General features: G+C 50.1%; 16 protein-coding genes. All 16 read right to left on the bottom strand.

The window, feature by feature from the left end:
- Window positions 1–74 precede the first annotated feature (74 nt).
- The 16 genes from BLW68_RS02885 to leuB all read right to left on the bottom strand — a co-directional run bounded on the left by BLW68_RS02885 (window position 75) and on the right by leuB (window position 14490).
- Window positions 75–1286 carry an NAD(P)/FAD-dependent oxidoreductase gene (locus BLW68_RS02885; protein WP_092790040.1) on the bottom strand — a complete coding sequence of 404 codons (1212 nt, stop codon included), beginning with the start codon at window positions 1284–1286 and terminating at the stop codon, window positions 75–77.
- 83 nt (window positions 1287–1369) lie between these two features.
- Window positions 1370–1972 (bottom strand): uracil-DNA glycosylase family protein, encoded by a 603-nt coding sequence (locus BLW68_RS02890; protein ID WP_092790042.1) that lies wholly within the window; start codon window positions 1970–1972, stop codon window positions 1370–1372.
- Between the two features lie 13 nt (window positions 1973–1985).
- On the bottom strand, window positions 1986–3143 hold the full coding sequence (locus tag BLW68_RS02895; protein WP_218141286.1) for an MFS transporter: 1158 nt from the start codon (window positions 3141–3143) through the stop codon (window positions 1986–1988).
- Window positions 3144–3163: 20 nt separating this feature from the next.
- Window positions 3164–4048 (bottom strand): RNA polymerase sigma factor SigJ, encoded by an 885-nt coding sequence (sigJ, locus tag BLW68_RS02900; RefSeq protein WP_092790047.1) that lies wholly within the window; start codon window positions 4046–4048, stop codon window positions 3164–3166.
- Window positions 4049–4053: 5 nt separating this feature from the next.
- Window positions 4054–4500: a YybH family protein gene (locus BLW68_RS02905; protein ID WP_092790049.1), complete on the bottom strand. Its 447-nt coding sequence runs from the start codon at window positions 4498–4500 to the stop codon at window positions 4054–4056.
- A gap of 267 nt (window positions 4501–4767) precedes the next feature.
- Window positions 4768–5547 carry a class D beta-lactamase gene (blaOXA, locus tag BLW68_RS02910; RefSeq protein ID WP_092790051.1) on the bottom strand — a complete coding sequence of 260 codons (780 nt, stop codon included), beginning with the start codon at window positions 5545–5547 and terminating at the stop codon, window positions 4768–4770.
- A 35-nt stretch (window positions 5548–5582) separates the two neighbouring features.
- On the bottom strand, window positions 5583–5924 hold the full coding sequence (locus BLW68_RS02915) for a gamma-glutamylcyclotransferase family protein (RefSeq protein WP_092790053.1): 342 nt from the start codon (window positions 5922–5924) through the stop codon (window positions 5583–5585).
- A 117-nt stretch (window positions 5925–6041) separates the two neighbouring features.
- Window positions 6042–6518, bottom strand: a complete 477-nt coding sequence (locus BLW68_RS02920; RefSeq protein ID WP_092790055.1) for a DUF6644 family protein — start codon at window positions 6516–6518, stop codon at window positions 6042–6044.
- A 6-nt stretch (window positions 6519–6524) separates the two neighbouring features.
- Window positions 6525–6911 (bottom strand): DUF6152 family protein, encoded by a 387-nt coding sequence (locus BLW68_RS02925; RefSeq protein WP_092790057.1) that lies wholly within the window; start codon window positions 6909–6911, stop codon window positions 6525–6527.
- A gap of 65 nt (window positions 6912–6976) precedes the next feature.
- Entirely contained in the window at window positions 6977–8107 is a 1131-nt protein-coding gene (locus BLW68_RS02930; protein ID WP_092790059.1) for an alpha/beta hydrolase-fold protein, read from the bottom strand.
- Between the two features lie 188 nt (window positions 8108–8295).
- Complete coding sequence (locus BLW68_RS02935; protein ID WP_092790061.1) at window positions 8296–8856, bottom strand: DUF6990 domain-containing protein; 561 nt, start codon at window positions 8854–8856, stop codon at window positions 8296–8298.
- 117 nt (window positions 8857–8973) lie between these two features.
- Window positions 8974–9381, bottom strand: a complete 408-nt coding sequence (locus tag BLW68_RS02940; protein ID WP_092790063.1) for a hypothetical protein — start codon at window positions 9379–9381, stop codon at window positions 8974–8976.
- A gap of 403 nt (window positions 9382–9784) precedes the next feature.
- Complete coding sequence (locus tag BLW68_RS02945; protein ID WP_092790065.1) at window positions 9785–11167, bottom strand: NAD-dependent succinate-semialdehyde dehydrogenase; 1383 nt, start codon at window positions 11165–11167, stop codon at window positions 9785–9787.
- A 211-nt stretch (window positions 11168–11378) separates the two neighbouring features.
- Window positions 11379–11981 carry a 3-isopropylmalate dehydratase small subunit gene (gene leuD / locus BLW68_RS02950; RefSeq protein ID WP_092790067.1) on the bottom strand — a complete coding sequence of 201 codons (603 nt, stop codon included), beginning with the start codon at window positions 11979–11981 and terminating at the stop codon, window positions 11379–11381.
- Window positions 11978–13402: a 3-isopropylmalate dehydratase large subunit gene (leuC, locus tag BLW68_RS02955; protein WP_092790069.1), complete on the bottom strand. Its 1425-nt coding sequence runs from the start codon at window positions 13400–13402 to the stop codon at window positions 11978–11980. The genes leuD and leuC overlap by 4 nt, the downstream gene beginning before the upstream one ends.
- On the bottom strand, window positions 13402–14490 hold the full coding sequence (gene leuB / locus BLW68_RS02960) for a 3-isopropylmalate dehydrogenase (protein ID WP_092790071.1): 1089 nt from the start codon (window positions 14488–14490) through the stop codon (window positions 13402–13404). The genes leuC and leuB overlap by 1 nt, the downstream gene beginning before the upstream one ends.
- Window position 14491 lies beyond the last annotated feature (1 nt).

Below are 14491 nucleotides of genomic sequence, written 5' to 3' on the forward strand. Positions count from 1 at the left end.
ACAGCGTGCTGGCTTTACATTTTCAAACAGCGCAAGCCTGCTTACTGCAGATAATCCACTTTATTACTGCAAAACTAACTTAGCCGTGAAAAGCCAAATAATGGCGCCAGTGGATGGCTACGCCCTTCAATAGTGGCACGCAGTAAACCAGCCCCTATCATGCTGTAACTAATACCATTGCCACCATACGCCATGGCAAACAATACCCTTGGGCCCCATTGTGGGTGTTCACCAAAAAACGGCAGGCCATCTTCGGTTTCGGCAAAGGTGCCGCCCCAGGAAAACGCCGGGCGCAAAGTCAGCTGCGGCAGCAGCTTTTCTACTTTTTTAACCAGCCCTTTGGCTTTGCTTTCAACTCGTTTATCACGGCGCGCCGGTATGTCGGTATCGTCGTCATCGCCGCCCACCAGCAAGCGGTTATCACCAGTGGTACGCATATACAGATACGGCCGGGCCGATTCCCATGCCATGGTGGAGGCTAGCCACCCCAGATCTTCTGCCGCCATCGGATCGGTTATAAATGCATAGCTGCTGCGATTTTTTGCCACCGGCTGCTTCAGCCATTTTTGCGAAGCGTAACCTGCCGCCATTACCACGTGTTTAGTGTGGATCTGATGCCCTTCAGCAGTGCGCAACGTAACCTTGTTTGCAGTGGGCTTAATGCTGGCTATGACCGTGCGGTCAAACACCCTGCCACCACGTTCTGCCAGGCGCAGCAATAACCGGGATGCCATCCGGTATGGGTCAATACAACCGGCCTGCTTGCTGAGAATAGCGCACGGCGCTTTAATACCAAATTGCTCTTTTACACCTGTAGCATCGAGCCACTGCATAGCAAACTGATGCTTTTTGCGCAGCAGATATTCCTCGCGTATTGCTGCTTTGTCACTGCGTTTACTGGCGTAATAAAGGCTGTGCTGCAGGCTGAAGTCGACATCGCCCAGCTCATTTGCCAGTTTACCGATATCTGTAATTGCCGTAGCGCACGCCTTATAAGCCAGCACGGCCTGAGTTTCGCCATACATTGTGGCTAAATCGACCATATGGGTATCAATTTCATACTGCAATAAAGCAGTACTTGCTGCAGAGCTGCCCCAGCCAATATCGCGCTGCTCTACCACAACGGTGTCAAAACCATGCGCTGCCAGCTCATCAGCGATTAGTGAGCCGGTGATACCACCACCCACTACAACGACATCGCAATGAATATCGGCCTGCAGTTGCGGAAAAACACACATCAGGCCGTTTTTGATGGCCCAGAAAGGGTAGCCGCTTTTCAGATCCATCCGTCCGTCCTCAGGTCACTATGCTTATTAATATAATGTTATTATTGCTTACTAAGCACAGTACGCCGATTAGCCTGGCAAGGCTATTCCATTTTCCGTAACAAAACCTGTTTAACCCGGGCCTGCAGCTTTGGCAACAGCTGCTCGGTAAACCAGGGGTTGCGTTTCAACCAGATATTATTGCGCGGGCTGGGGTGTGGCAGCGGTATGATGTCTGGCCAGTAATCCTGCCAGGACGCCACGGTGTGAGTTACCGACGATTGGGCTGCCGGTAAATGATAAGCCTGAGCATACTGGCCTATCACAATCGTCAGTTGCAGATTTTTTAACGGCTGCAGCAGTGCCTGGCGCCAAGTGGCGGCACATTCCGGCCGCGGCGGTAAATCACCACTTTTGCCGGTACCGGGGAAACAAAAACCCATCGGCAAAATTGCCACCAGTTGCGGGTTGTAAAATTGCTCAGCCGTTAAACCCAGCCACTGTCGCAAACGCTCGCCACTTGCATCAGCAAATGGCACGCCAGCATCATGCGCCTTTCGCCCGGGAGCCTGGCCGGCAATTAAAATGCGTGCCGCCGGGTGCCATTGTAAAATGGGCTTCGGCGCCAGCGGCAAAACCTCCGCACACAAGGTGCAGTGGCGCACCTTATTAAGTAGCTCGGTGCCGGCATCGTTGTGATTATCCATTTGCGTGACCCCGTCAATCAAAAGAGTGCTTCACCGCTGCAGCTATCAGCATAAAAGCAAGCAACGCCGTTATAACAACCAGCAGCGACACCGCTGGCCAGCCAAAAGCGCCGGCAATTGCACCCGCGGCAACGGGGCCAAGCAACAGGCCGATATTATTGCCCTGCATAGCAAAACCCAGGGTGGCACCGAGCAGTTCCTTGCGGGGCGCAAAGCGCGCTGCACTGGTAAAAATAACCACCGGCACTAAGCCGCCGGCAAAAGAAAACACTATACATAAAACGTACATTACCGGCCCCGGTAGCAGTGCGCTAAATGCGCCCACAGCACAGATCGCCATGATGGCAAAACTAAGCAACAGTAGCCGCGCCGGCTGCACGCCGCGTGCCAGCAATTGGCCACAAACAAGGTTACCTGCACCACTGGTTGCAATGGCCACTGCACTGAGCATGCTGGCCGCTTCACTGCTGATATTAAGCCGCTGCGTCAGCAGCGCCGGCAAAAAGCCAAACAGGGCAAAAAATAACACGGAGAAGGCGGCAAACAAGCCGCACAGCAACCAGGGGCCGGGCGCCGTAATCGCTTCGCCGATATCCTTCAGCACAGACCGCGGCGTTACTGTGGCCGCTTTTACCGCAGGCAAAACCCACAGCAACAGCAAGGCATAGCTTAGCAACACTGCACCGTTCAGTAGCCAGAAACCGCGCCAGCTCAGCCAGTGCAGCAATGGTGCTGCCAGCATTGCTATCGTCATACCGACCGGCATAAACGTGGCCCACAGCGCCATAGCCCTGCCACGGCTTTGCTCTGTAGCCACGGCGACAATGAGGGCCGGTGCCGCGACAATAAGACCAAGAAAACCAAGCCCTTCCAGCACACGGCTTGCCATCAGGCTGCCGGCGCCGGCTGTTATTGCGCCCAGGGCAGAGCCCGCCGCCATTAATAATAAGCTCAGCACCACCATTTGCTTTGCGCCAACACGGTCGACAAACAGTCCGACAGGCGCGCCGGCAATCGCCCCTACTACCGCAAATGCTGAGATCAGCCAGGATGCGGTACTCAAACTAAGGCCTAGCTCCTGCTGCACCGCCAGCATTGCCATTGGCGCCTTGCCAACCTGACAAGCCGCCATCACACCGGCGCCAAATAGCAATATTATGCTAAACCACATGCTGTGATAGCTACGCATCATTAATGCAGCCCACTTAGCTTGTCCGGGTTACGCACAGCATAGATATGCTGAATGCGCCCGGCGTGGGTTTCGATGGTGAAGGCAGTGGCAAGCTGCTGATCTTCAAACACTAACACGCCTAGCGAGCCATTAAAACGTTGCGGTTGAAAGCAGATTTCAATACCATTTTGCCGGTAAGCCGAGAAAATTCCGGCCAGAAAGCCTGCCACTTCGCCGGCGCCCCGCATCACTTCTGCCAACGCCTGCACCTTACCGCCACCATCAGAGTAGAGCTCCACATCCTGCGCCAACAGCGTAAGCAACTTATCGCTATCATGTTGTTGCGCTGCAGCTATAAACCCCTCCAGCAAGGCGCTGTGCATCTCCGGCGTGGTGACAAAACGGCGGCCCTGCTGACGAATATGTTTTCTGGCCCGCGTTGCCCACTGCCGGCATTGCACAGCAGACTTCTGCAGTACCTGGGCAATTTCAGCAAAACTCAACTCAAAAATATCATGCAGCAAAAATGCGGCCCGCTCCAGTGGCGACAGCTTTTCTAACGCCAGCAGCAAGGCAAATGACATACTATTGTTAAGCTCTGTCTGCCATGCAGGGTCATCCGGTTGCATGGCAACCTCATCCAAAAAAGGTTCTGGCAACCACTCGCCGCTATACATTTCCCGCTGCCTGCGGGCTGATTGCAACTGATTCAGCGCAATTCTGCTGCATACAGTAATTAACCAGGCCCGTGGCCGCTCTATTGCCGTAATATCAGCATGGTGCCACTTCAGATAGGTTTCCTGCACCGCATCATGGGCCTCGGCAAGCGTGCCCAGCATGCGGTAAGCCAACCCTTCTATGGTTTTACGATGCTGTGCAAAAATTTCTGTTCTTTGGTCAGCCATACCCGCTACTCGTTTGGATTAGACATTAACACAGCAAAGCGCCAGCCCTGGCGGGTACAGCGGAAGATATGCGTATACTTCTGCCTGGCGGCATAAACGCCGGCGGCATCTGCCTGGTTTTTTATCTGTACCTGCTGCACGCCCACTTCGTAGGCCAAATCGCCACTGCGCACCACCAGCGCCGGCTGTTTTTCAAAGCCGGTAAAGCTGGCAGAGCGAAACAGTGCCTGCTCTACCTGCAGAAACGCGGTTTTACCTGAAACCAGCTCTTTAGATGGGATTAACAGCTGTATATCATCGCTGCAAAGCTCTGCATAGGCGCTGGCATCACCGGCCACTATAGCCGCCGCCTGGCCGGCACGCAGCTGTTCAATGTCGTGTTTGTCCTGTTCGCTAAATTCGCCTTGCCACAGCGGCGATTCAGCTGGCTGGCATACTTGTTTTGTCGTCATCGGTAACTCCTGCAGTTGTCAGTACCAATAAGACAAATCAGCGCAGTAAAACGTGACAGCGGTGTGCTAGCACGTCCGGAGCGACTCAATGCAAAATACGAAAAGGCCTGTTTTTTACCCAACGCCAATGCAGGCCATAGCCGCATTAAATGGCCACCAGGCCAAATACCACGAATAACCCAAATAAGAAGTGAGCAACTAAAATGGTATCGGCCAGTACTATAATTAACGAGGTTTTTGAAGTAACGAGGTTTTTGCCATGTTATTTCACAATAACCCCAGCAATTCCAGGCTAGCTTTACCCAGCGTTACCCGCTTACCTGCATCGGACGCGTTTTTAATATCCAGATTTAACGCAAACGTATAAATACGCCCCTCTTTTTGTACCCAGCCAACCCACCAGCCTACACCGGGACCAGGCACATTTTCCCAACCGGTTTTGCCATATAGCTGCCAGTTCTCGCCTTGTTCCAGTAAGATAATTTCACGCACATTTTGCTGAATGTGTTTAGGGAGAGGTAACTGGTTTTTAGCCAGTTTTGCCAAGAACAGTGTCTGCTCAGCTGCGCTTATTTTCAGCGGCCCTTGCAGCCAGAAGGTATCAACCGTTACACCAATATCTGCATTACCAAAATCAAATGCCGAAACATATTCACGCATGCGTTCAAGACCAGTGCGCCGGGCCAGCTCCTGATAAACCGGCACATTGGATACGGTAATCGCATCACGCAGAGCCATGTCTTTTTCCCAGGCAGCAAAAGGTTGTGGCTGGCCGCCATAAGGCAGAATGTCATCAACATTTTTTACTGAGCCTACTGCCAGACCAATCAGGCTATTGGGGATCTTAAACGTCGACGCTGGAATGAATCGTGTTTTGCCGCGAGTCTGGTTGTAACCAATAAACTGATCAGCATCGACATCATACAGTACAAAAGTGCCGGCTATACCCGCCTGCGTGAACAAAGCTTCAATTTCTGAGTTGTCACGCCAGTCAGATGCGAAGCCAGGCAAGGTAACAAGTAGCAATATGGCAAATAGTGATTTCATCTTATCTCCTTAAGTCAGAACTATGCCAAACATCGTTAAATAAGATCTGCCGCCGCATAAATCCAGCACTCAATACCGGATTTCAGCGTCGCTTTTACGCGCACATAAGCATCTACTTCATAGTCATCGGCTTGGGCCAGTTCAGCATCGGTCAGCTCAAATACGGTGCCGGGTACCTCATCGGCAGTATTACCGCTAAGGCGTAAAATCGGGTGAAATGCCTTGCCGCTTTCGCGCAGCACGCGCTCGTCGGTTATTTCCACCTCGCCAATAATATAGCCCTGCAGAATATCTTTGCTGCCGCTTAGCTCGCGGCCAAAGTTAGCCAACTGGACGTTTTTTTGCTGCAGGGTGCCGTAAGAGAATAGTTTAGCCATGGTTAACCTTGCTCAGTGTTGAGTGTTGAGTGTTGAGTGTTGAGTGCGATAAGTTTACTGCCGCAATAGGCGAAGGTACAGCGCCTTTCGGGCTGCAAATCAGCATCTTACGCCAAGCTAGACAAAGGCGATCCAACGCCCGGCAGTTATAGTGGCAAGCCATAAAGTAAGTGAGATAAAGGCGGTGAGTTTCAGCAGTAACGTGGCTGGCTGGCCTGCCAGCATGGTGCGCCAAGACGGCAGGCAATGCACCACCATTACATTGATTAAAGCCAGACTAATTAATGACAATTTCAGCAGAAAAGCGCTGTTGCCAAGATAGTGCGCAGGCTGCACGCTGAATAACAGCCCCCCGGTTAGTATTGCCAGCATAAAGCCGCCCGCAGCAACCCGGCTTAATAACGGTGCCAGTTCGCTAAGAGTGCCACGCTTAATGAGGTTTAAAATACGTAAGTCGAGCGTGACGATACTACCCACCAGCAAACCCAGGCCCAGAATATGTGCTGAGGCTACCAGCGGATAGCCGATTTCCGACTGGCGCAGTGCCGATGCTAACGCTGTATCGCCCAGGCCCAGCAACAACGCCGTCAGCATTGCGGTTTAATCCTCACGCAGCAATTCCGGGTAAAAGGTATATTGCTTGCTATTAATAGTGGCACGTACGGCTTTGATAATATGTTCATCTTTGTTGGCAGAGCGGTGGCCACGTATCAGTACCTTGTCGCCTGTTTTGGCTTCGCCTTCAACAAAACCGGCAGCTTTGGTTTGCCGGGGGTTACCTAAATCCACCTGCCAGGGGCCGGCATCGGTTTCAATCATCAGCCGTGGGTGAGGCGGGCCGATAAAAACCTCTGTGATAGTGCCGGTCATTTCTGTTTGTTTGTCTTCGGTCCAGGCCCAGCCATGGTGCGCTGCCACTTCGGGTAACCAAAGCATTATCGCCGCCAGCGCGCTGATAACAGTAATTTTCGTGTTTTTGCTACGCATATATTTTACCCCGCCGCTAAATTAAACCGACCTTAAGTATACAAAGCTGACAGGGTATTGCCATGTTAAGCAAATAAACCTTCAAGCTGTGCTTTTTGTTCAGTGCTAAGGTCATTTATCGATTTCAATGCATTTTCAAGTGCTGCTTTAGCATCATCCGCTAATTTAAAATGTAAGTAAGCCCTGATTAAGGCGACATGCGCGTTCAAAGATTGAGGGTAGGTTTTCCGATTCCACTTGAGTAGTGCCAACGCATCATCCTGCCGGTTTAAGTATTGTAACCACTGGCCATATCCAGCGGCTGTGTCTTCAGGAATCACCATTTGCGTATTCAGTAGTTCCGAACGATTCTCGAAGATAGTTTGCAAATCGGCTAAGGTTTGCGGCGATTCAGGGATGGCCCAACCTGAGAATAAGTGTTTTAAACCATAATACTGCCCTTGTAACACGGTTGTGTTATGAGTTTCGTTGCTAAAAGTCTGGTTCGCCACGGTCAGCTTTTCGCTGGAATGGCGTTGTGTTAATTCGACAAATTTCTGGAAGGGTTCCGTCATTGTCGACTCTTCATTGGCAATAGAAACATATAAACGCCCTTGTAGTTGCTGGCGCTTCATCGCCAGCTCTGCTAACTCAAGCATTTGATGTTTATCCCAATATAAAGACGGGCTGATAGCGATAACACCATTGAACAACCCCGGGCGCTTTACCAGTGCATTAATAGCAAACTGACCACCATGTGACGTACCAGACAGCGCTTGATAATCCAGGGTACGGTACCGCTGTTTAACTAAAGGGATAACTTCCTGCTCAATAAAGGCTAAAAACCGGTCTGCATTGTCTAACTGCTGTGTGTTTTGCTTATCTGCACTGGTAACAGTCAGATCTCTGACACGAGTCTGCGGCGGGTTCACAATACCCACGACTATCATCTTTGGCGTTTGATCGAATTTTGCCAGGTAATCTAAAGTACCGGCCGTATGCGGCCCTTGTATATCGCCATCGGTGATATATAAAACCGGAAAATGATCTTTGTTATTTTGATAACCCGCAGGCAGATACACCACCAGGTTACGCTGTTCTCCCAGCACCGTGCTATCAATACCCAGCTGTTGAATTTCAGTGTAATTCCCCGCAGCCCAAGTACTGCAATGGCCCCCAAAAATAAGCAGCATTAAACTAAAAATTATTTTTTTCATTATTATTCCGTTTAATTTTAAAAAAAATTGAAAATGTCAGCCGAGATTAGAATGTGAAACGATTTTGGCGCTAACGCCCGCGCCAAGGGTTGCCGAAACGCAGTACAGGCAATCCTGCCGCGCTTTTTGCGGCGAACTGCGCGCGTTTGTTATGTGATTCTTTAATTTGATGGTAAAAAACACATTTCCTAACCCCTCTGCTTCGTGGTCTTAGAGAATGCGGCTGCCCTATCAATAAACTCTTTTTTTATGTAATTTACGAAGCCAAGTCTATTACCTTGTAGGAAGCTACTTGCATAGTCTTCCAATCTAGAAACTTCGCCGGCCACAGCAAGCGCGGCCAAATGGCGCAATGGATAAGCCCCTTTACAGTCAGTTTGTAATTCACAATACCTTCTTAATCCGTCCTCAATACATTGACTCTCTGCCCATTTTTCTGCGCTATCAAGTAAGTCAAGAACAGATCCCTGCGAAACATAACTCAGCTTTGTTGCGGGCAAATTGCTAGATACTATTGGCTCAAAGTCTACTTCAGTGTCGCAAATATACGATACGGCTTCGGAGAATTGTCTTGTAGAAAGTGATGGCATTAGCCCAAGCCTGTAATGATTGGATCTTCGTTTTATGTATGGCAGCAACTGGACGAGCATCCCATTTTTTTCTTTTCGGCAATATTGGTCACCAACTTCATCTGACGAAACCCTCCATCCCTCGCCTATTAAAGTTTCCAGAAGCTCCTTTTCATTCATTGATTAGCCTATTTTCCGTTGCAGTTCGAAGCGTACACAGACCGCTTAGCACACAGGAGACGAGCCGCGCAGCGGGTAGACATCCCTGCGGCAGCATGCCGCGATTGCTGCGCCTTGTTAGTTTTCTCTAAGGAGATAATTCAAGGGAAAACCATTCACTATTTGTTCTTTTCCCTCAATCACATTATATTCATACAAAATACCAAATAACATCCTTATATAGCTCGTTTCAGTTTTCCAGCCAGAGGCCACAAATTTAAAACGCAGAGTGCTATCAGGGTTATAAAAATGAAATATATATAGATCATCAACTTCTTTAACCATTTTCGACCTATAGATATTCTCACCGCTGGCACCATGAGAAAATATAACTTCTCCATCTGCTTTATATTCCATATAACTAGATATGGTCTTAAAATGCTCATTTTGAGGAATCCACCTAACAAATAAATCATTTTTATTTAGGGTGGCTGCATCCACATTGAAAAACACAGTGCAAAACAACAGCATTAAAATACTTTTCATAACTATCCTTAAGAAACTAACTTTTTATTCTTGCGCAAGCTCATTTTCTAAATTCCGATAAAGGAAACATGAATTAATAATTCATTGGAAAATAAACATAAATTTTCAATTTCTACTTTCACAGTCTGGAAAAAACAAGCATGCATTATATTTCGGTGGCCGTGCGTTATATTTCTATGCCACCCTGCCTTAAGTTCCTAATTTATAGCAGCTAGCTGGCACAGGCAACAATATAAAAAAACACCTTAGGGCAGATATGCCGCTAAGGTGTTTTTATTAACTGCCAGCCTGTTGGATCGCAGTTGGGTTACTAGGGACGGGTTCTGTGTCTTGCCTGGTTAATTGGCAAAAGCACCGCCTGGCCCTATCGCGCTTGGTGTTGAATACAATATAAAAGACTCGTTTAGTCGCTAGCTGCTATCATAATCAGCTTTATATTCACAAACTCGCGCAGACCAAACCCGCCATGCTCGCGGCCGTAGCCACTGTCTTTTACACCACCAAACGGCAGATTAGGCTGCGCCAGTGCGTAGCCGTTAATATTTACCATACCGGTATCAAAATGCTTTTTTGCCAGTTCAACAGCACGGCCGACATTGGCAGAAAATATCCCGCCACCTAAGCCGTAGCGGGAGTCGTTGGCAATTTGCATGGCTTGAGCATCATCTTTTGCCCGAATAAGTGACGCCACCGGGCCGAACAACTCTTCATCGTAAGCTGGCATTTGCGGGCTGACATTTTCTAAAATCGACGGTGGATAGAAAAACCCTGTTTGCTCAGGAATTTCGCAACCGCAAACCACCGTCGCGCCGGCTTCGATAGATTCGGTTACTTGCTGGTGAATTTTATCGCGTAAGTCAGCTCTTGCCAGCGGCCCAATATCGGTGTCCTCAGCGTTAGGATCGCCCATTTTCAGGCTGCTCATCGCCGCTGAGATTGCGCTTTTAAAGGCAGCATAATTTTTTTCGGTAACAATAAAGCGTTTTGCCGCCACGCACGTTTGGCCATTATTAACAATGCGGCCTTTCACGCAGGTCTTTACCGCTAACTCAATATCGGCATCGTCCAGGATAAGATAAGCATCGTTGCTGCCCAGCTCCAGTACGGTTTTTTTCGCCAGTTTCGCTGCAGCTCCGGCTACTGCCTTACCTACTTCGTCGCTACCGGTAAAGCTAACGCCTTGCACTTTAGGGTAGCTGATTAAGCTGGTGGCGGTATCGCCGTCAATTAATAACGACTGATAGCAGTATTTTGGAAAACCGGCTTCAATAAACATGGCCTCAATTTTTTCTGCCATGCCAAACACGTTTGAAGCATGCTTTAGCACTGTGGTGTTACCCGCCATCAGGTTAGCAATGCTATAGCGGATCACCTGATATAAGGGGAAATTCCACGGTTGAATGCCTAAAATTACGCCAATTGGCTGGTAGCTGATAATGGCCCTGCCGCTCTCCACATCACGCTCTTCATCGGCCAATACTTTACTGGCCTGCTGAGCGGTGTAACGACAAATTTCGGCGCAAAGCTGCACTTCGTCTAAGCCTTGGGCGCGCACTTTACCCATTTCATCTGTCATTAGTTGCGCCAGTTGCTGCTGATGGCTTTCCAGTACCTGCGCCAGTTTCAGCGCGTACTCGGCACGCTGCCCGATACTGGTCAGCTTCCAGGTTTGGAAGCGTTTATCGGCATTGTCTACCGCCTGCTGCGCGGCTTCTTTATCCAGTAACTGATATTCTGTAATCGGTTGTTCGGTGTATGGGTTAATAGTAGTAACGGTGCTAGTCATGGTTTACCCCTTCAACTTATGCAAATAGGGTAAAGGACGCAAAGGCAGTGCCAAGTGTGAAGTTACGCCACAGATTAATTTAACACTTTGATTATATTAATCTTTAATTAAAGATAATCACGGTTGGAATCAGTACGCCAGCCATGCCGTGTGAAAATTTTGCAGAACACCGGCACCTTATTTACAGTGCCGGTGCTCTGTAGCCAGCCTCTTACCCCAGCCAGGGTTGGCTGGCTTTTCGGCTTTGCTCGTAATCGGCAATTTGTGAGTTTAACTGCTCGCTTGAGCCGATAAAATCCAGCCCGGATAACAGCCGTTGTTTAATATCGGCGTCGATATTAAAGCCCATAGCGGCGTTATTGCCGAACATAATTTCCTGGCTGGCTAAGTCAATTTGCCACTGCTGCGGGCCTTGCTGGCAACGATTAAACAACAAGTCGATATTGGTTTTGCTCAGCTGAATTAATAACATGGCGTTATTTACGCTGTTATTAAAGAAAATATCGGCAAAGCTTTCAGCAATAATCACGCTAAAACCGTATTGCTTAATGGCCCAGGGCGCGTGCTCGCGGCTGGAGCCACAGCCAAAGTTAGCGCGGGTCAGCAATATACTGGCGCCCTGGTATTCCGGCTTATTAACAACAAAGTCCGGGTTTGGGCTGCCATCGGCTAAATAGCGCCAGTCAAAAAACATTGCTTCGGCAAAGCCGTCACGGCTAACGCTGGTTAAAAACTGCTTTGGAATAATCTGGTCGGTATCAACGTTGTTTTTATCCAGCGGGCACACCAGGCCCTGTGCAAATATCTTACTCATGCCTGCTCTCCGTTGGTTGTGGTTGTCGCCGCTGCGATATTAACAAACTTACCGGCAATCGCCGCTGCCGCTGCCATCGCCGGGCTAACCAAATGGGTGCGGGCGCCGCGGCCCTGACGGCCTTCAAAGTTACGGTTTGATGTAGAAGCACAGCGCTGGCCGGCTTCGACTCTGTCGTCATTCATGCCCAGGCACATACTGCAGCCGGGTTCCCGCCATTCAAAACCGGCGTCGGTAAAAATAGCCGCTAAACCTTCTGCCTCGGCCTGGCGTTTTACCACGCCCGAGCCCGGTACCACTAAGGCGCGCACGCCGGCAGCGACTTTTTTACCCTGCACCACAGTTGCGGCAGCGCGTAAATCTTCTATCCGGCTATTGGTGCAGCTACCGATAAACACCACATCTACTTTACAGTCGGTCAGCTTTTGCCCCGGTTCCAGCCCCATATAAGCCAGTGCGCGCTCGGCGGCGTCGCGCTTGGTAGCATCAGTAAAACTGTTTGGTGAAGGTACACTTTGATCCACTGCCATTACCTGCTCCGGGTTAGTGCCCCAGGTAATTTGCGGCGTAATAGTGGCGGCATCAATTTCCACCACAGTGTCAAACACCGCATCGGCGTCAGAATACAGGCTTTGCCAGTAGGCTACTGCGCCGTCCCAATGCTCGGCTTTGGGCGCATGCGCCTTGCCTTTGATATAATCGAAGGTGATTTGATCCGGCGCTATCAGCCCGGCTTTGGCGCCCATTTCAATGCTCATATTGCACAGCGTCATGCGCCCTTCCATGCTCATAGCATGGATAGCACTGCCGCTAAACTCAGCTACATAACCATTACCACCGGCAGTACCCAGCTTGCCTATTACCGCCATGATCACGTCTTTTGGCGTCACATGGGCGCTTAACTCGCCATTAATCTCCACCTTTAATGTTTTGGCCTGCTGCTGCGGCAGGGTTTGCGTCGCCAGTACGTGCTCGACTTCTGAGGTACCAATACCAAAAGCCAGCGCACCGAAAGCGCCGTGGGTAGAGGTGTGCGAATCACCACAAACGATAATCATGCCAGGCTGGGTTAGGCCCTGCTCCGGCCCAATCACATGCACTATGCCCTGATCGGGGTGGGTTAAATCCAGCAGTGGAATGCGGTTTTCGTCACAGTTGGCCGCTAAGGCTTCCAGCTGCTTGCGCGAAGTCTCACCGGCGGCATCAATACTGCGGCGCTGGGTTGACACGTTATGATCCATAGTGGCAAAGGTTAAGTCGGGCCGGCGCACGCTGCGGTTGGCCAGCTTTAAGCCGGAAAACGCCTGCGGCGAGGTGACCTCGTGAATTAAATGCCGATCCACATATAACAAGTCGGTGCTGGGGTTTAGCTTGCCCACTACATGGCTGGAGTAGATTTTCTGGTATAAGGTTTTAGCCATTAGTTTTGCTCCTGGCGCAAAGTGGCAACAATGGCTGCACCAACCGCAGCCGTGCCATAAGTGGATTTCGGATTAATATCGCGCGTTACTATGTGCTGCGCTAAACAATGCTGTACCGCCTGCTCAATAGCGCGGGCGGCGTCTTCTTCGCCAAAGCTGTAGCGCAGCATTAAAGCGGCACTTAAAATTTGTGCTATCGGGTTAGCAATGCCCTTACCGGCAATGTCCGGCGCGCTGCCACCAGCCGGCTCGTATAAGCCAAAGCCCTTGCCGTTTAAACTGGCCGAAGGCAACAGGCCCAAGGAACCGGCAATAGCAGCAATTTCATCAGATAAAATATCGCCAAACAGGTTGTCGCACAGTAATACATCAAACTGCTGCGGGCTACGAATCAGCTGCATAGCAGCGTTGTCGATATACATATGCTCCAGGGTTACGCCCGGGTAATGTTTGGCTACCCGCTCTACCGTTTCGCGCCATAAAATACTGGTTTGCAGCACATTGGCTTTATCAATAGAAGTAACTTTATTACTGCGCTTTTGCGCGGCTTCAAAGGCTACTTTGGCAATGCGTTCAATCTCGCGCACGCTGTAGCGCTGGGTATCAAAGGCATCGGTATCGCTGCGGCCTTTTTCGCCAAAATAAATACCGCCGGTTAACTCGCGTACGCACAGTACATCCATGCCCAAGCTGCTAACGCGCGGGTGCAGCGGCGATAAATCGGCAAAGGCCGGGTAAATTTGGCCGGGCCGCAAGTTACAAAATAAATCGAAGGTTTTTCGAAGTGGTAATAACGAGCCGCGCTCGGGCTGTTTATCCGGGGCTAAACCGGTCCACTTTGGCCCGCCGACCGAGCCAAATAAAATGGCATCGCTTTGTTTGCACAGTTCCAGCGTGGCCGCCGGCAAAGGCTCGCCGGTAGCATCTATCGCCGCGCCGCCAACTAACGCCGGTGTTAAGGTTAAGCCAAACTGAAATTTATCGGCTACGACCTGTAATACTTTTTCCGCCTCGGTCATCACTTCCGGGCCTATGCCATCACCGGCTAATACCGCGATTTTATAATGCTTGTTGCTCTGTGTACTCATT

Origin of the sequence: Rheinheimera pacifica (genome assembly GCF_900108485.1) — a bacterium.
Taxonomy (GTDB): Bacteria; Pseudomonadota; Gammaproteobacteria; order Enterobacterales; family Alteromonadaceae; genus Alishewanella; species Alishewanella pacifica.